The sequence below is a fragment of the Sphingobium sp. YR768 genome, assembly GCF_900111125.1.
Lineage (GTDB): Bacteria > Pseudomonadota > Alphaproteobacteria > Sphingomonadales > Sphingomonadaceae > Sphingobium.
On record NZ_FOGE01000042.1, the window covers coordinates 1 to 16209 of the forward strand.

Consider the following 16209-nt stretch of genomic DNA (forward strand, 5'->3'; position numbering starts at 1 on the left):
ACTCTCAAGTACGCAAACACCCACGGGCCACGTTTTTTAACGGGGTATCATGCCTCCAATAAGCCATCGGCCGCGACCCTCCCGACCGCACCATAGCACGACCCGTTTCTACCGCGCATAGGCGGGCCCAGCCGGCGACCGTTTTTTAAGATATCCTTTCATCGTGCCTTCGTTCCCGAGAACGTCGCCAACCTATGTAAGCATCAAAAGTGTGTCAATATATTGATTTAGAACCCCTCGTCCAGAATCGAGAATTGCATATCGAGAGTACGGCCGCTCCGCAGTTTTCGGAAACGTGATCGATCGATCCATGCTGTCGTACTCTCGGCCGTAAGGGCGGGACAACATTGATGAATTTCATTACAATCCTGTCGGATCGGGCAATTGCACGCCGCGCCGATCGCGCTGCGCAGATAAGAAGGAGTCCTTGGCCGCGATCGACGCATATGCCAAGCTGGCTTGGATATCATGCAAACATATTGACATGAATGAAGGAAAATCATAGGTGCGGAGCACCATCGGATGTCATACAGCGATCTGAGATCGTGGCGGTATCGTCTCGCCGGACGCTGTTCGGACCGGACCGCCCATCTTCAACCGCATCTGCAGACGCTGGTGGGACGGGTTGAACCGAGGCTCACCTGTCGTTCGTAGATTCGCCCTCGCAAAAACTGGCCGGGGGTCCGGAAACCATGTTGGAGAGTGGAGCCAAAAGCATGAAGATCCTGGTGCCCGTAAAGCGGGTTATCGATTATAATGTGAAGCCGCGCGTGAAAGCCGATGGATCGGGAGTCGATCTCGCCAACGTGAAAATGTCGATGAACCCCTTCGACGAGATCGCTGTCGAAGAGGCAATCCGCCTCAAGGAAAGCGGCGCGGCGCAAGAGATCGTCGCAGTTTCAGTCGGGCCCCAGAAGGCACAGGAGACGCTCCGGACGGCCTTGGCGATGGGCGCGGACAGGGCGATCCTGATTCAGAGCGACGAGGAGGTCGAGCCGCTGGCGGTCGCCAAGGTTCTCGCCACGGTCGTCAGGGAAGAAAACCCTTCGCTCGTGATCCTCGGTAAACAGGCGATCGACGACGATTCCAATCAGGTCGGACAGATGCTCGCAGCACTTTTGGGCTGGGGACAAGGAACGTTCGCCTCAAAGGTCACCGTGGCCAGCGGCATTGTCATTGTCACGCGTGAAATCGACGGGGGCCTCGAGACCGTGGATCTCAAGCTGCCGGCGATCGTGACGACGGATCTGCGCCTGAACGAGCCGCGCTATGCGTCATTGCCCAATATCATGAAAGCTAAAGCCAAACCGCTCGCGGCGAAGCCGATCTCCGAGTTGGGAATCGATATCGCGCCGCGTCTGAAAACACTCAAGGTGGTCGAGCCGCCGAAGCGGCAGGCCGGCATCAAGGTCGGCGATGTTGATGAACTGGTATCGAAGCTCAAGGAATTGGGAGTTGCGGCATGAGTGTCCTCGTATGGGTTGAGCACGAAGGTGGCCAAATCAAGGATGCCACCCTCTCGGCGGTGACGGCGGGGGCAAAGCTGGGAGATGTAGATCTCTTCGTGGCGGGCAAGGACCTGGACGATATCGGTACGGCGGCGGCCAAGATCGCCGGGGTAAAGAAGGTGCTCCTGGCAGATGGGTCCGCATTTGAGCATGCTTTGGTTGAGAACCTTGCGCCGGTGATCGCTGGTCTCATGGCGGACTATGAAGCCTTTCTTGCGCCTGCAACGTCCAGCGGCAAGAATGTCGCGCCGCGCGTAGCGGCTATGCTTGACGTAATGCAGCTGTCGGACATCCTCTCCGTCGAGGCCAGCGATACGTTTACCAGGCCCATTTACGCGGGAAATGCGATCGCGACGGTACAGTCCTCTGACGCGAAGAAGATCATCACCGTGCGTACGACAGCCTTCGACCGGTCTGCGCGTGATGGCGGATCTGCGACGGTCGTTTCGGTGTCAGGGGAAGATTCGCAGCTGTCGAGCTTCGCCGGGTCGGAGATTTCCCGGTCGGAGAGGCCGGACCTCACTTCGGCCAAGGTGATCGTGTCCGGCGGGCGAGCGCTTGGCTCCGAAGAGCAGTTCCACGCATTGATCGATCCTTTGGCGGACAAGCTCGGAGCAGCGGTTGGCGCATCGCGCGCCGCGGTGGACGCCGGCTATGCGCCCAATGACTATCAGGTCGGCCAGACCGGCAAGATCGTGGCACCTGAAGTCTATATCGCGGTGGGCATATCGGGCGCGATTCAGCATCTTGCCGGGATGAAGGATTCAAAGACTATTGTTGCCATCAACAAGGATGAAGATGCGCCGATCTTTCAGGTGGCCGACATCGGCCTCGTGGGCGACCTGTTCAAGATCGTGCCGGAGTTGACCGAGCGCCTCTGAGCGTCTGGCTAGCCCTTGAGTTAATTTCGCTGATCTGATGGATTCAACTAATATGGCGTGAGCCAACCGCCGTGCGGCTGGCTCACGCCATCCCGCTATCGGCACCAAGGAGGCGTTATCACTTTATTCCTGATTGGCAGCGGCCGCATGGGCGGCGCTTTCGCCCGGGCCTGGAAGCCATCGCACAAGGTGGTTACCCTCCGCAGACCCAGTGCGCTCGAACTGGGTATCGATCTGATCGATACGCCGAGCGATCTTCGGCACGTCGAGGATCTGGTCGTGGTGCTGGCGGTCAAGCCACAGGTGTTTCCGCAGATCGTCGATACGCTCGATATGGTCGCGTCGCGAGATCCGCTCATCCTTTCCGTCGTTTCGGGAATTTCGCTGGCGACCATCAGTCAGGCGGCAGGCGGGAGCGCTCGCATCGCGCGGCTGATGTCGAACACGCCCGCATCGATCGGTAAAGGGATAACCGCGGTCTTTGCCGGCGAGGATGTGTCGGTAAGCGATAAACTGCGTATCGAAACTTTGCTCGCGCCCCTCGGAGACCATCTATGGGTGGCAAGCGAAGATGATATGCACGCGGTCACCGCGATTTCAGGAAGCGGTCCAGCCTATTATTTCAGGATGACGGAAGCACTGATCGAGGCAGCCAGGGATCTTGGACTTCCTAAGGAAATGGCCGTGAAGTTGGCACGAGCGACCCTAGTGGGAGCAGCGGCGCTGGTTGACGCATCGTCGACTGACCTTGCCGAGCTTCGCGATCAAGTCACCAGCCCTGGTGGAACGACTGCGGCCGCGCTTGCGGAGATGAACAAAGGTGGAGCGATCGATGCGCTCGTCAAGCGCGCGGCAGAACGTGCAGCTTGGCGATCTCGTGAGTTGGCGGGTTGAGGTGACGATGAGGGCCCACACCTAGGGAAGCGAGTATCCGACTGAGGCTTGAGCGACCAGCCGATCAGGATCGCCTTGGTGTATGTGGACGTTGCACACGATGATCCGTCGTCCCTGCCGCAGCAGTCTCGCATCTGCGTAAAGATCGCCGATCGGACAGGCGCGCAGAAAATTCATCGTCAATGTATGGGTCACAGCCTTGGTCACGCGCCCCGCGACCGTCAGCACGGCAAGAAAAGCGGCCACATCCGCCATTCCCATCTGGGTCGGCCCGGAAATCAGTTCGCCGGGGCGAACCATCCAGGGACGAGGTTCGAGTTTCAGCCGAACTGATCCGGCTCCGGCATTGATTACCTCGCCCAGATTTTGCCGGGATTCCGGAGGGAAGTCTTCCTCCAGCACGCGATTGAGCGCATGCCGGTCAAGGAGCGGTGCTGTCATGCCGGTCGTCCGTCACTGACCTTTGAAGGCCGGTGGGCGTTTTTCGAAGAAGGCGGTGACCCCTTCGATATAATCACTGGTCTGCGTCGCCATGTGCTGAAGGTCTCGCTCCACGTCCAGGTGCGAGGAAAAATCGCCGTCTGTAGAAGCGAGATAAGCTTGCTTGATGAAGCCCATCGCCTTGGTAGGCTGGTTCGCGAGTCGCTCGGTCAGCGCCTGGGCCTCGGTCATCAACGCATCGTCTTCGACCGCTTGCCAGATCATACCCCAGGCCTCGGCTTGCTCGGCTTTGACCGGATCGGTGAGCATGGAGAGGGCCCGTGCCCTTGCATCGCCGATGAGGCGCGGCAACACGAATGTTCCGCCGCAGTCCGGGATCAGGCCGATGCGCGCAAATCCCTGGATGAACTGCGCCGATTTCGCCGCCAGGACGATATCGCAGGCCAGGGCGAGATTGGCCCCTCCACCCGCCGCGACGCCATTGACGGCGCACACGACCGGCTTTTCCATCGATCGGATGAGACGCAGGGTGGGGTGATATTCGCGGTCCATCAGCCCCGCCAGGTTGAACGCGGCGATATCGCCACCCTCGCGTAGCTCGGCGAGATCCTGGCCAGCGCAAAACCCGCGACCCGCGCCAGTTAGCAGAATCGCCCGACATGTGGTGTCCTCGGCGAGATCTTTGATCGCACTGCCGAGCAGCTTGAGCATGGGCTCATTGAGCGAATTGAGCGCCTTGGGCCGATTGAGCGTCACTGTCGCCCAATTGCCCTTACGCGTCACTAGAATGGCTTCTTCCATGATTGCTGCTCCTTCTTTTCGCGCTTCAGACACGTTCGATGATCGTAGCAATGCCCTGCCCGACGCCGATGCACATCGTGCACAAAGCGTAGCGACCGCCTGTCGCTTCCAGCTCGTGAAGCGCGGTCGCGATCAACCGTGCGCCCGACATCCCCAGAGGATGTCCCAGCGCAATCGCGCCACCATTGGGATTTACCTGGGCTGCGTCGTCGGGGATTCCCAGGTCGCGAAGAACGGCCAGTCCCTGCGAGGCAAAGGCTTCGTTCAGTTCGATCACCGCCATGTCGTCAAGCGTAAGGCCGGCCAGAGCAAGAACCTTTCGCGTAGCCGGTGCTGGCCCCATACCCATGATGCGGGGAGCGACACCGGCCGTAGCCATCGCCACGATTCGCGCGCGGGGCGTGAGGCCGTGCCCGCGCGCGGCCGCTTCGCTGGCGATCAGGAGAGCACACGCACCGTCGTTGACACCGGATGCGTTGCCGGCAGTCACGGAGCCGTCGACGCGGACCACGCCCTTGAGCTTGGCGAGCTGATCGGCAGTGGTGTCGGGACGAGGATGCTCGTCCTTGTCGACAACGATAACGCCGCCTTTTTTCTGCGCGATGGAAACCGGCGTGATTTCACGCTCGAAGCGACCGGCGGCGATCGCACTGCCCGCCTTCTGCTGACTACGCAATGCGAAGGCGTCCTGGTCGGCGCGCGAGATCTGAAAATCCCGCGCTACATTCTCGGCGGTCTCGGGCATGGAATCCACGCCATGGAGCGCCCTCATGCGACCGTTGATGAAGCGCCATCCGATTGTGGTATCTTCGAGCCTCGCGGCGCGCGAGAATGCACTTTCGGCTTTGCCCATCACGAACGGAGCGCGCGACATGCTCTCGACGCCGCCCGCGACCATCAATGCAGTCTCACCCGATTTGACGGCGCGTGCAGCCGTGCCGACAGCGTCCATTCCCGATCCACACAGGCGATTGATCGTAGATCCTGGAACTTCTTTGGGAAGTTCCGCGAGCAATGCCGCCATGCGCGCGACGTTGCGATTGTCCTCTCCAGCCTGGTTCGCGCAGCCCATGATGACATCGTCGATTGCCGTCCAATCGACGCCGGGATTGCGCGCCACCAGGGCCGCGATCGGAATGGCGGCAAGATCGTCGGCTCTAACGGCCGACAACGCGCCGCCATAGCGTCCAACAGGCGTTCGAATGACGTCGCAGATGAAAGCTTCACTCATTGTGCATTGCGCGTTGTCGCGCCTCCCTTACGGTCGATATGAGCATCGCCTCGACGGACGGTTCGCCGGAGCAGTTGCGAGGCGCGATAGCGATCGTCGCCCGTGTCCTGGTGGAGGACATCGAGCACATCGAGTACGCGCTCGATACCCAGGGCCTGCGCCCATTCCAGCGGGCCTCGCGGGTAGTTTACGCCTGACCGCATCGCAGCATCGACATCGCTCGCGGTTGCGACTCCCTGTAGAACGGTTTCAGCAGCCTCGTTCGCCAGCATTGCGATCGTCCGAAGGACAATAAGAGCTGGCGTGTCATCACACTGCACGACCTTTATTCCGCCCCGTGCGAATAAGGCTGCCGCATGGTCAAGCGTTGAAGCGTCTGCCTGATCGGCGCGGGCTATGGACAGGGTTTTGACGGCCTTATAGTCGAGGGCCAGGTCAAAAAGCACGAGATCGGCAGGCTCGCCTTGCGCCACCCGTTGGGTGGCTGTCCGGCCATCGCTTGGTGCGAGCGTGCAGGAGCGGATTTTCAGAACGCCGACCCCAGGCTGGCGCGTGATGTCGACGCCGGCCGCGCTCAGGCGCCTCGCAAGAGCCTCTGCAGGACCCAGATCACCTTCGATCAAGACATGATCGACACGAGCCCCTGCCGCAAGAAACTGCGGCTCGGGTGGCTTTGCGCCATCGGCATAGCGGTAAAAGCCTCGGCCGGATTTTCGTCCGAGCCAACCGGCGGCGACCAACTCCTGCTGGATGAGGGAAGGACGGAAGCGTGGATCTTCGAAATAGGCTTTGAACACGGATGCGGTGACGGCGAAGTTCACGTCGTGGCCGATCAGGTCCATGAGTTCGAAGGGCCCCATGCGGAAGCCGCCTGCCTCGCGCAAAACCATGTCGATCGTCTCGACCGGGGCAGCGCCCTCTTCGAGAAGTCGCAGTGCTTCAGCATAGAATGGCCGTGCGACACGGTTGACGATGAAGCCAGGAGTGGACTTGCATCTGACAGGCTTCTTTCCCCAAGCCTGCGCCGTGGCGATAAGGCTTTCAATGACATGCGCGTCGGTGGCGAGGCCCGCCACAACCTCCACAAGCGCCATGATCGGCGCGGGATTGAAGAAATGAAGGCCGGCAAGACGCCCCGGTTTTGTAAGACCCTGGCCGATTTCCGTCACCGAGAGTGACGAGGTGTTCGTCGCAAGGATCGCTTCTTCGCCGACGAGAGCTTCAAGGTCACGGAACAGGGAGCGTTTGATGTCGAGACGCTCGACGATGGCTTCGATCACAAGTCCGGCGTCGCGCAGATCGTCGAGCGAATTCGCGACTTCGATCCGGGAAATGATAGCGTCCCGCGTCTCCGCCTTGATCTTGTCGCGAGCGACCAGCCTATCAAGACCAATGGCAATGCCTTCACGTCCCTTTTGCGCGGCGCCGCTGCCAACGTCGTAGAGAAGGACATGATGGCCTGCTTGAGCAGCGACCTGCGCAATCCCGGCACCCATTGCCCCGGCGCCAATGACCGCGACGAGAACGTCCTTTGTCAAAGCGCTCATTGGGTCTCACCATCAGGAAGAAGGATTACCCGGCCATCATTCCGGCCGGCAGCAACGAAATCGAGCGCGGCCGCAGCCTCGTCGAGACGATATCGACGAACGATGTCAGCCCGCAATTTCCCCGCTTCCCACAGGCGGAAGATGTCGGCTTGCGCGGCACGAACCACTTCGGGGGCGCTGTCGCGAAAGCTTGTGAGGTTCATGCCCGAGACACTTATCGTTCGCAGCAGAAGTTGGTTGGCGCGCACGCTCGGAATCGCTCCGGCGGCAAAGCCGATGATCACGATCCGGCCACGCCAGGCGGTGACGCGCATCGCAGCATCGAAAAAGTCGCCACCCAGCGCATCGAGTACGACATCGACGCCCTTGTCCTGGGTCGCAGCCATGACCTGATCGTGAAGCTGCTGGCGCAGGTCCGTCCCCGAGATGTCGATGATCGCGTCCGCTCCGGCTTCAGTTAAAGCACCGCTGGTTTCAGGAGAACGCGTGCAGGCAAGGGCCTTGCCTCCCATTGCCACGACCAGTTGGACCGCTGCGAGCCCTACCGCACCGGTCGCCCCGCCGATAAGAACCGTGTCTCCAGGCTGAAGGGCCGCACACTGGCCGAGGGCGACATAGGCCGTGAGGAACGGCATCGACAGGACCGCGGCTGCTTCGAGCGGTACGCCTGCCGGCACGGGGTACAGCTCGTCCGGGCGCGCGATCACCTGCTCGGCATAGGCTCCGTGCGTGACATAGCCGACAACATGATCTCCTTGCTGCCAGCTTCCTGCGTCCGATCCAACAGAGATGACCGTCCCGGAAAACTCCATGCCCGGCGCAAATGGGAACGGCGGCAAAGACTGATATTTTCCCGTCGCCACCAAAGTGTCGGGAAAGCTGACCCCGATAGCGGCGACGTCGACCAGGATTTCAGTCGGGGAAACGACCGGCATCGCTACGTCGTCGACACGCAGGTCCCGGGGGTCGAAGCCGTGCACCCGAACTGTTCGCATCACGCGTCAACGAAGTTGGGCGCGCGCTTCTCGGCAAAGGCACTCATGCCTTCCTGGGCGTCGCGGGATTGGAAAGCGAGGGTGGAAAGGTCCGCTTCGATCCGAAGCCCTTCCTCGAGCGGAACAGCAAGCGAACGCCGCACGGCCGCACGGGCATGGCGAAGCGCGACCAGACTGTAGCAGGTAAACTCGCGGGCGAAGGCGACAGCATCCTCGACCCGGCTTTCATCGGGCACGAGGCGGTTGACGAGGCCGATCGCCAGTGCCTCGTCCGACTTCACGGTCCGTCCTGTCATGATCATCTCCAGCGCACGGGCCTCGCCGACGAGCCGGGGAAGGCGCTGTGTGCCGCCATAACCCGGCATCAGGCCCAGCTTGATCTCGGGGAGGGCAACGGCAAGGCGTGATGTGCCAAGACGAAAAGTCGAGGCCAGGGCAAGCTCAAGACCGCCACCAAAGGCATAGCCATTGATAAGGGCGACTGAAGGCATCGGCAGTCGATCCAGCTTGGCGAAGGTTGCCTGACCCGTTTCGGCCTTTCGCTTCTTCGCGGCGAGTTCGATGCCGAGCATTTCCTTGATGTCCGCGCCCGCGCAGAAGGCCTTGTCGCCCGCGCCGGTGATGATGAGAGCCCGCGCATCGCGTTGGCCGACCTCATCGATCGCCTCGCCGATTTCGCGGATCGTTGCGGCATTCAGCGCATTGAGCGCCTCGGGTCGATTGAGCGTGAGAAGCGCGAACTCGTCGCGGCGGGTCAGTTCGACTGCCATATGTTTAATCCCCTCAGGACACCTTGAGCATATCGCGAGCGATCACGAGCTGCTGGATTTGGGTGGTCCCTTCGAAAATGCGGAACAGACGCACGTCGCGGTAGAAGCGCTCGACCGGATATTCCGCCATGTAACCAGCGCCGCCGAAGATTTGGACGGCTCTGTCTGCGACCCTCCCAACCATCTCGGTGGAGAACATCTTTGCGCAGGCAGCCTGCCGGGTCGGCGTCTCGCCGCGGTCACGCCGCTGGGCAGCGTCGATTACCATGCATTCGGCAGCATAAGTTTCGGCTTCGCTGTCGGCGAGCATCGCCTGGATGAGCTGGAACTCGCCGATGGGTTGACCGAATTGCTTGCGATCGCGCGCATAATTGACGGCCTCCTCGATCAGGCGATGGGCTATGCCGACGCAAAGCGCGGCGATATGAAGCCGGCCTTTGTCCAGGACTTTCATCGAGGTACGGAACCCATTGCCTTCCTCTTCGCCCAGCAAGGCAGAAACCGGCACCCGGCAGTCCTCGAAGATGACATCGCTGGTCAGGGCTCCGCGCTGGCCCATCTTCTTGTCTGGCTTGCCGACGGTTATGCCGGGCGTGTCAGCAGGGACCAGGAAACAGGAAATCGAAGCTGCCTTCCGTTCTTGCGCGGTTCGCGCCATCACTGTGAAGAGCCCCGCTGTGGGTGCGTTGGTGATATAGCGCTTGGTGCCGTTCAGCACATAATGGTCGCCATCCTTTCGTGCCGTCGTTCTGATCGACATTGCATCGGACCCTGCATCCGGCTCGGTCAGCGCGAACGATCCGATCAGATCGCCGGCGGCGAGTTGCGGCAGATATTGCTGCTTCTGGGCGTCCGTCCCGGCGATCACGATCGATTGGGAGCCGATGCCGATATTGGTGCCGGCGACCGAACGAAATGCCGGAGAGGCACGGCCGAGTTCGAACACGACACGGACTTCCTCCTCCATGGAGAGGCCGAGCCCCCCGAATTCCTCGGAGATCGAAAGGCCGAACAGGCCCAGGGCCTTCATCTCCTCGACGACATCGGCGGGGACCATATTCGTCTCGACGACCTCTTCCTCACGCGGGATGAGTCTTTCGTTTACGAACCGGGATATCGTGTCGCGCAAAAGTTCAAATGTCTCTGGGTCAAGAGCCACGACTGATTCCTTCAGTGTTGGGAGGGAGAGGCGGTGAGATCCCGCGCGATAGTGGCGCGTTGTATCTGATTGGTGCCTTCCCAAATCTGCGTGATCTTCGCGTCGCGCATCAGCCGCTCGACGCACTGTCCCTTGATATATCCATGGCCACCGAACACCTGTACCGCGTCCGTCGTCATGCGCATCGCAAGGTCCGACGCCTTGAGCTTGATCATCGACGCCTCGATCGAGAAGTCGGCGACTCCCGTATCTGCCAGTTTTCCGACATGATCGAGCAGAGTGCGCGCAGCGAGGAAATCCGCTGCCAGGTCGGCGACCATGAAGCTGATAGCCTGATGCTCCATGATCGGCTTGCCGCCCTGGTGCCTTTCATTGCCATAGGCGAGCATTTCCGACAGGGCGCTTGCCGCGATGCCCAAAGCATGGGCGGCAACGGTTGGACGCGAGAACATCAGCGTCGACAGGAGAACCTTCAGACCCTGCCCCGGATCGCCGAGCAGGTTGGATCGGGGAACACGGCATTCAGCGAAAGCCAGTTCGGCGGTTGAGGATGCTCTTGTCCCCATCTTGTCCTCGATCCTCACGACGTCGAAGCCGGGAGCGCCGCGCTCGACGACCAGCGCGGTGATCTTGCCATCCGCAGCAGACCCAGGCTCGGACCAGCGGCCGAACAGGAGGACGAGATCGGCCACGTCGCCGTTAGTGATGAAAATCTTGCCGCCATCGACGACGACATCATCGCCCTGTGGAGCAAAGCGCGTTCGCATGGCGGTCGCATCGGATCCCGCGTGAGGCTCAGTGATGGCGAGTGCCGCTAGCGACCCATTCGCGATCCTGGGAAGCAAACGCGCCTTTTGATCCTCGGAACCAAATGCGACGATCGGCTTCACCGCCGCCGCTGTCGCACCTACGATGATGCCGGTCGATGCACAGGCCTGGGCAAGAAGCAAGCCGATTTCGAGACCGCAACGATAGCTGATATCCAGCCCACCATACTTCTCGGGTACAAATATCCCAAACAGTCCAATCGAACGCAGCGCGTCGATATTCGACCAGGGGAAGGATTTTGAACTGTCAAAATCGGCTGCTTTTGGCGCGATGACCTCGCGAGAAAGCCGCTCGACTTCATCCAATATCGCGCGCTCCTCATCGGTCCAGCCGCGACTATGTTCGAAATTGCGAAGTGTTTTCATGACATCCTGGCGAGTTATGGTCTGGAGTCGCGCTCCCGCTCCTATGGCGTCGTCTTTTCATTAACGCCCATTCGTGTCAAGGCATTGACTTAATATGCTGCGACGCAGCAAAATCCCGCATTACCGCCGACGGGCTGTTTTAGCTCTATCCCACTACAGCACAGCGGCTTTTGACACTCTCGCCGCTGGCGGCGGTATGTTGCGTTAAGATCAATATATTGACATGTATCGAGGTTCGGGCCTATTTCTTGTCGGTAGATAGATCGAGAAACCCGGAGAGTCGCTTGAGCCCCACACATTCCGCCATCAGCCAGCCTATTCGGGTCGGAGCTGTAACGCTTCCGAATCGAATGGTCATGGGTTCGATGCACACCGGCCTCGAGTGCCATCCCGAGCGGTTTGATGAGCTGGCGCGATTTTATGCCGAGCGCGCGTCCGGGGGCGTTGGGCTGATCGTGACCGGCGGCTTCGCGCCATCATACGAAGGGCGCATGAAAGACGAACCGGGAACCCTGGAAACAGAGGATCAGGTCGAAGCCCATCGCTTGATCACCGACGCCGTGCATGCCGTCGGCGGCCGGATCATCCTTCAGATTCTTCACGCGGGCCGCTATGGCTATCATTCTGCGATCGTCGCGCCCTCGCCGATCAAGTCGCCGATCAATCGTGATGTGCCGCGTGAGATGTCGGGCGATGATATTAGGACAACCATCGCTGCTTATGCCAACACCGCCCGTCTGGCGATGGAGGCGGGGTATGACGGCGTCGAAGTGATGGGCTCCGAAGGCTATCTCATCAGCCAGTTCCTGGCAGAACGGACGAATGTCCGGACCGATGAGTGGGGGGGGGCGCTCGGGAACCGCTTCCGTTTTCCCGTGTCAGTCGTCGAGGCCGTCAGGATGATGATCGGCGATGCCGCCATTCTTTCTTATCGTATTTCGGCGCTGGAGCTTGTCGAGGGCGGATTGTGCGACGACGAAACGCAGGCATTGGCAAAGGCGATCGAGCTGGCCGGAGCAGATTGCCTGTCGACCGGAATCGGCTGGCACGAGGCGCAGGTGCCAACGATAGCCGGAGCGGTCCCGCACCTTGCCTTCATTGATGCGACCCGTCGCTTGAAGGATGTCGTCTCGATCCCGGTGACGGCGAGTAACCGCATCAATCTTCCGCAGGACGCCGCAAAGGTTCTGGCAGACGGCAGCGCGGATCTCGTCTCGATGGCTCGCCCCTTTCTCGCCGATCCCGATTTCGTCTCCAAGGTCGAGCAGGGCAAGGAAGATCGGATCAACGTGTGTATCGCCTGCAACCAGGCGTGCCTTGATCATTATTTCAGCGGGCAGGTCATCAGTTGCCTCGTCAACCCTCGGGCGATGCGAGAAGCGGCATTTGATATAGAACCTGCCGAAAGGGCCAAGCGCGTCGGTGTGGTCGGCGCTGGCGTTGCCGGTATCGTCGCGGCGCTCGAAGCGCGGCAACGCGGTCATGAGGTGACGCTTTTCGAGGCTGGGCCCAAAGTCGGCGGTCAGTTCGTGTTGGCGGCAGCGGTGCCGGGCAAGGAAGATTATGGCCTGTCCTTGGCGAGCTTTGAGCTGCAGCTCGCCGATGCGGAGGTCGATGTGCGCACCAATTGCCGCGTCACCTACGATGCGCTGGTGCAGGATAATTTCGACGATGTTGTCATCTCGACCGGCGTCGTGGCCCGCAAGCTTGACATGCCTGGTGCTGACGATCCGCGCGTCGTCGATTATGCCGGCATCCTGACAGGCAAGGTTCGTGCGGGTGAGCGCGTCGTGATCGTTGGCGGCGGTGGCATAGGCCATGATGTCGCGCTTTTCCTTGCCAGAGGTGAAGATACGCCACCCGAAACGATCGGTGAGTTCAAGGAACAATGGGGCGTCGGGCAGGCCCGCGAACCGCGCGGGTCGGCCAGAACCATAACGATGGTGAAGCGCTCACCAGGACCCTTTGGGAAGACTCTCGGAAAGAGCACCGGTTGGATCCTGCGGCAGGAACTGAAGGACTACGGGGTTCGGCAGATTTCGAGCGCAAACTATCTTGGCATCGAGTCCGAAGGGTTTCGGATCGGTGTTGACGGCGTCGAGGAAGTGCTGGCTGCCGACACCATCGTTGTGTGTGCTGGCCAGATCTCGATGCGAGAGCTTGCGGACAGGCTCGCGGCCGCCGGTCACCATGTTCACGTCATCGGAGGCGCCGACAAGGCCGGCGAACTCGATGCGAAGCGCGCGATTTACGAGGGCGCTCTCGTTGGGAGCACCCTTTGATATTGATGAACCCCGGAGCGGCAGAGGCATCGCAGAATGTCGAGAAGCCTTTGGGGGAACCAGGGAGAGCTGTTGTGTCACTAGATCTTGATGCAGACTATCTGCAACGCCGGGAGGCAAACTTCCAGCCACTCACGCCGATCAATTTTCTTCTACGCTCCGCACAGGTGTTCGCCGATCGGACGGCAATTATCTACGGCGACATTCGCTATTCGTGGCGAGAATATGAGCGGCGATGCCGACGCCTCGCATCGGCAATCCGAGACGCCGGAGTTCGATCGGGAGAAACCGTCGCCGTGCTGTCGCCCAACACGCCGGCAATGCTCGAGGCCCATTTTGGCATCCCGATGTCCGGCGCGATCCTGACCACTGTCAACACGCGGTTGGATGCCAGCGCGATCGCGTTCATTCTCGCTCATAACGAAGCCAGAATGGTTATCGTGGACCGCGATTATGCGGCCCTTGCGCAAAATGCTATCGCGCAACTCGAAAAGCGGCCGATCATCGTCGAAATCGCGGACCCTCACGCGGCGGCACCACCGCAACCGTGCGATCACGAATATGAGGCCTTTCTCGCAAGCGCCGACCCTGAAGGCCCGATCATCTGGCCAAACGATGAATTCGATACGATCGCGCTCAATTACACGTCGGGAACAACCGGGAATCCCAAAGGCGCTCTTTATCATCATCGTGGAACATATTTGAACGCCGTCGGACAGGCGCTGCATCACCAGTTGACCAGCGATTCAATCTATTATTGGACGCTGCCGATGTTTCATTGCAACGGTTGGTGTTTTCCATGGGCGCTGGCAGCCGTAGGAGCTACGCATGTCTGCGCGCGCCGCGTCGATCCCGCAGAGATATTCGATGCGATTGCCGATCACGGCGTCACCCATTTGTGCGGCGCACCGACCGTCCTTGGGATGATGATCGACTACGCGACGCTTAGCGATATCAAGCTTGACCGTTCGGTGGCGCTGACGACCGCAGGCGCGGCCCCGCCTGCTTCCACTCTTCTCAAGGTCGAGGAGATCGGTTTCAAGCTGCGCCACGTTTATGGCTCGACCGAATTGCACGGTGTCGTCTCGATCTGTGACTGGCACAGCGAGTGGGACGCACTCCCCGCGGAAGAGCGTTCGAGGAAACTCTCGCGGCAGGGCGTGGCCACGGTGACAACCGACCGCATGATTGTAGCAGACCCTGTTTCACTGGAGCCGGTGCCGGCCGATGGCCATTCGATGGGCGAAATTCTCTTCCGCTGTTCGATGGGAATGAAGGGATATCTGAAGAATCCCGAAGCCACAGAAGACGCCTTTGCCGGTGGATGGTATCACACCGGCGACCTCGCGGTCCTGCATCCTGACGGCTATGCAGAGATCAAGGACCGGTCCAAGGACATCATTATCTCGGGCGGTGAGAACATATCGTCGATCGAGATCGAGGATGTGCTGTTCCAGCATCCGGGGGTGAACCACGCTTCTGTCGTTCCCATGAAGGACGAACGATGGGGCGAAACGCCTGCAGCGTTCGTGGAGCTGAAGCCGGGCTTCGAGCATGTGTCGGGCGATGAGCTTCTCGAATTCTGCCGTCCCCGCCTCGCCAAGTTCAAGCTTCCGCGCCGATTCATCTTCGGCCCGATCGAACGGACTGCCACCGGCAAGGTGCAGAAGCATCACCTGCGGGCTCGGCTCGCACCATGAACCCTAATCTCGACGTTTCAATCGGAGTATCGCAATGAGAGGCCTACAAGACAAAGTCGTCATTATCACCGGTGCCGGGGGCGGCATCGGAAAGGCGATCTGCACGCGCTTCCTCGAAGAAGGAGCGGTCGTGGTCGCCGCCGACCGCGACCAGTCGGCGCTGGACGCGCTCGTCGCCGCTGCCGGGGCCGACGCCACGATCAGCCCATTGGCCTTCGACATCACTGATTTCTCAGCCGTGACCAGGGCGGTGGCGACTGTTATCGAGAAGTTTGGTCGGGTTGACGTCCTGGTGAACAATGCCGGGTGGGATATCGCAAAGCCCTTCCTCGATACCGAGCCGGACCTCTGGGACAAGATTATCTCGATCAACCTGAAAGGTCCGCTGAACCTCCACAAGGCCGTACTGCCCCACATGGTCGCGGCCAAAGGCGGCAAGGTCATCAACATTGCCTCGGATGCCGGTCGTGTCGGTTCATCGGGCGAGTCGGTGTATGCGGCGTGCAAGGGCGGCATGATCGCTTTCTCGAAAACGATTGCCCGCGAATGCGCACGTGACAATATTCGGGTCAATGTCGTCTGCCCCGGGCCGACTGACACCCCCCTGTTGCGGTCCTTCGTGGGCGAAGGCGAATATGGCCAGAAGATCTTCGACAAACTCTCTAAGGCAATTCCGCTCAAGCGGCTTGGACAGCCCGACGATATCCCGGGCATGATCGCCTTCTTCGCAAGCGACGACGCCAACTTCATCACAGGCCAGGTGATCAGCGTCTCCGGCGGCCTGACGATGCACGGATAAGGAAAGAC

Annotated in this window: 14 protein-coding genes; 6 read left to right on the top strand and 8 right to left on the bottom strand. The window is 60.4% G+C overall.

Annotated elements, in window-relative coordinates:
* Window positions 1–716 precede the first annotated feature (716 nt).
* The 3 genes from BMX92_RS24490 to proC are packed head-to-tail and all read left to right on the top strand — an operon-like array spanning window position 717 to window position 3283.
* Window positions 717–1466, top strand: a complete 750-nt coding sequence (locus BMX92_RS24490) for an electron transfer flavoprotein subunit beta/FixA family protein (protein WP_093021623.1) — start codon at window positions 717–719, stop codon at window positions 1464–1466.
* Complete coding sequence (locus BMX92_RS24495; protein ID WP_093021626.1) at window positions 1463–2389, top strand: electron transfer flavoprotein subunit alpha/FixB family protein; 927 nt, start codon at window positions 1463–1465, stop codon at window positions 2387–2389. The genes BMX92_RS24490 and BMX92_RS24495 overlap by 4 nt, the downstream gene beginning before the upstream one ends.
* A 57-nt stretch (window positions 2390–2446) precedes the next feature.
* The gene (proC, locus tag BMX92_RS24500; protein ID WP_256213604.1) at window positions 2447–3283 is read left to right on the top strand and encodes a pyrroline-5-carboxylate reductase; all 837 of its coding nucleotides are present in this window, start codon (window positions 2447–2449) and stop codon (window positions 3281–3283) included.
* Window positions 3284–3304: 21 nt separating this feature from the next.
* Here the strand turns inward: proC and BMX92_RS24505 are convergent, their stop codons facing one another.
* The 8 genes from BMX92_RS24505 to BMX92_RS24540 are packed head-to-tail and all read right to left on the bottom strand — an operon-like array spanning window position 3305 to window position 11420.
* Complete coding sequence (locus BMX92_RS24505; protein ID WP_093021632.1) at window positions 3305–3724, bottom strand: PaaI family thioesterase; 420 nt, start codon at window positions 3722–3724, stop codon at window positions 3305–3307.
* A 12-nt stretch (window positions 3725–3736) separates the two neighbouring features.
* Window positions 3737–4525: an enoyl-CoA hydratase-related protein gene (locus BMX92_RS24510; RefSeq protein WP_093021635.1), complete on the bottom strand. Its 789-nt coding sequence runs from the start codon at window positions 4523–4525 to the stop codon at window positions 3737–3739.
* A gap of 25 nt (window positions 4526–4550) precedes the next feature.
* On the bottom strand, window positions 4551–5756 hold the full coding sequence (gene pcaF / locus BMX92_RS24515) for a 3-oxoadipyl-CoA thiolase (RefSeq protein WP_093021638.1): 1206 nt from the start codon (window positions 5754–5756) through the stop codon (window positions 4551–4553).
* Entirely contained in the window at window positions 5753–7303 is a 1551-nt protein-coding gene (paaH, locus tag BMX92_RS24520) for a 3-hydroxyacyl-CoA dehydrogenase PaaH (protein WP_093021641.1), read from the bottom strand. The genes pcaF and paaH overlap by 4 nt, the downstream gene beginning before the upstream one ends.
* Complete coding sequence (locus BMX92_RS24525; RefSeq protein WP_218145842.1) at window positions 7300–8283, bottom strand: NADPH:quinone oxidoreductase family protein; 984 nt, start codon at window positions 8281–8283, stop codon at window positions 7300–7302. Before BMX92_RS24525 ends, paaH begins: the two co-directional genes overlap by 4 nt.
* Before the next feature lie 14 nt (window positions 8284–8297).
* Complete coding sequence (locus BMX92_RS24530) at window positions 8298–9068, bottom strand: enoyl-CoA hydratase/isomerase family protein (RefSeq protein WP_093021644.1); 771 nt, start codon at window positions 9066–9068, stop codon at window positions 8298–8300.
* A gap of 13 nt (window positions 9069–9081) precedes the next feature.
* Window positions 9082–10227, bottom strand: a complete 1146-nt coding sequence (locus BMX92_RS24535) for an acyl-CoA dehydrogenase family protein (protein WP_093021647.1) — start codon at window positions 10225–10227, stop codon at window positions 9082–9084.
* A gap of 11 nt (window positions 10228–10238) precedes the next feature.
* Entirely contained in the window at window positions 10239–11420 is a 1182-nt protein-coding gene (locus BMX92_RS24540) for an acyl-CoA dehydrogenase family protein (protein ID WP_093021650.1), read from the bottom strand.
* A gap of 284 nt (window positions 11421–11704) precedes the next feature.
* Here BMX92_RS24540 and BMX92_RS24545 point away from each other — a divergent pair, with 284 nt between their 5' ends.
* From BMX92_RS24545 to BMX92_RS24555, 3 genes are all read left to right on the top strand, one after another.
* The gene (locus BMX92_RS24545) at window positions 11705–13702 is read left to right on the top strand and encodes an NADPH-dependent 2,4-dienoyl-CoA reductase (protein WP_093021653.1); all 1998 of its coding nucleotides are present in this window, start codon (window positions 11705–11707) and stop codon (window positions 13700–13702) included.
* A gap of 74 nt (window positions 13703–13776) precedes the next feature.
* The gene (locus BMX92_RS24550; protein ID WP_256213606.1) at window positions 13777–15402 is read left to right on the top strand and encodes an AMP-binding protein; all 1626 of its coding nucleotides are present in this window, start codon (window positions 13777–13779) and stop codon (window positions 15400–15402) included.
* Window positions 15403–15436: 34 nt separating this feature from the next.
* Window positions 15437–16201 carry a glucose 1-dehydrogenase gene (locus tag BMX92_RS24555; RefSeq protein WP_093021656.1) on the top strand — a complete coding sequence of 255 codons (765 nt, stop codon included), beginning with the start codon at window positions 15437–15439 and terminating at the stop codon, window positions 16199–16201.
* The last annotated feature ends 8 nt before the right edge of the window (window positions 16202–16209 follow it).

Excerpts from the sequence above, each read along its gene's own strand:
- BMX92_RS24530 (WP_093021644.1), bottom strand. The coding sequence starts at position 9,068 with ATGGCAGTCGAACTGACCCGCCGCGACGAGTTCGCGCTTCTCACGCTC.
- BMX92_RS24490 (WP_093021623.1), top strand. The coding sequence starts at position 717 with ATGAAGATCCTGGTGCCCGTAAAGCGGGTTATCGATTATAATGTGAAG.
- paaH (WP_093021641.1), bottom strand. The coding sequence starts at position 7,303 with ATGAGCGCTTTGACAAAGGACGTTCTCGTCGCGGTCATTGGCGCCGGG.
- BMX92_RS24510 (WP_093021635.1), bottom strand. The coding sequence starts at position 4,525 with ATGGAAGAAGCCATTCTAGTGACGCGTAAGGGCAATTGGGCGACAGTG.
- BMX92_RS24555 (WP_093021656.1), top strand. The coding sequence starts at position 15,437 with ATGAGAGGCCTACAAGACAAAGTCGTCATTATCACCGGTGCCGGGGGC.
- BMX92_RS24505 (WP_093021632.1), bottom strand. The coding sequence starts at position 3,724 with ATGACAGCACCGCTCCTTGACCGGCATGCGCTCAATCGCGTGCTGGAG.
- BMX92_RS24540 (WP_093021650.1), bottom strand. The coding sequence starts at position 11,420 with ATGAAAACACTTCGCAATTTCGAACATAGTCGCGGCTGGACCGATGAG.
- BMX92_RS24495 (WP_093021626.1), top strand. The coding sequence starts at position 1,463 with ATGAGTGTCCTCGTATGGGTTGAGCACGAAGGTGGCCAAATCAAGGAT.
- pcaF (WP_093021638.1), bottom strand. The coding sequence starts at position 5,756 with ATGAGTGAAGCTTTCATCTGCGACGTCATTCGAACGCCTGTTGGACGC.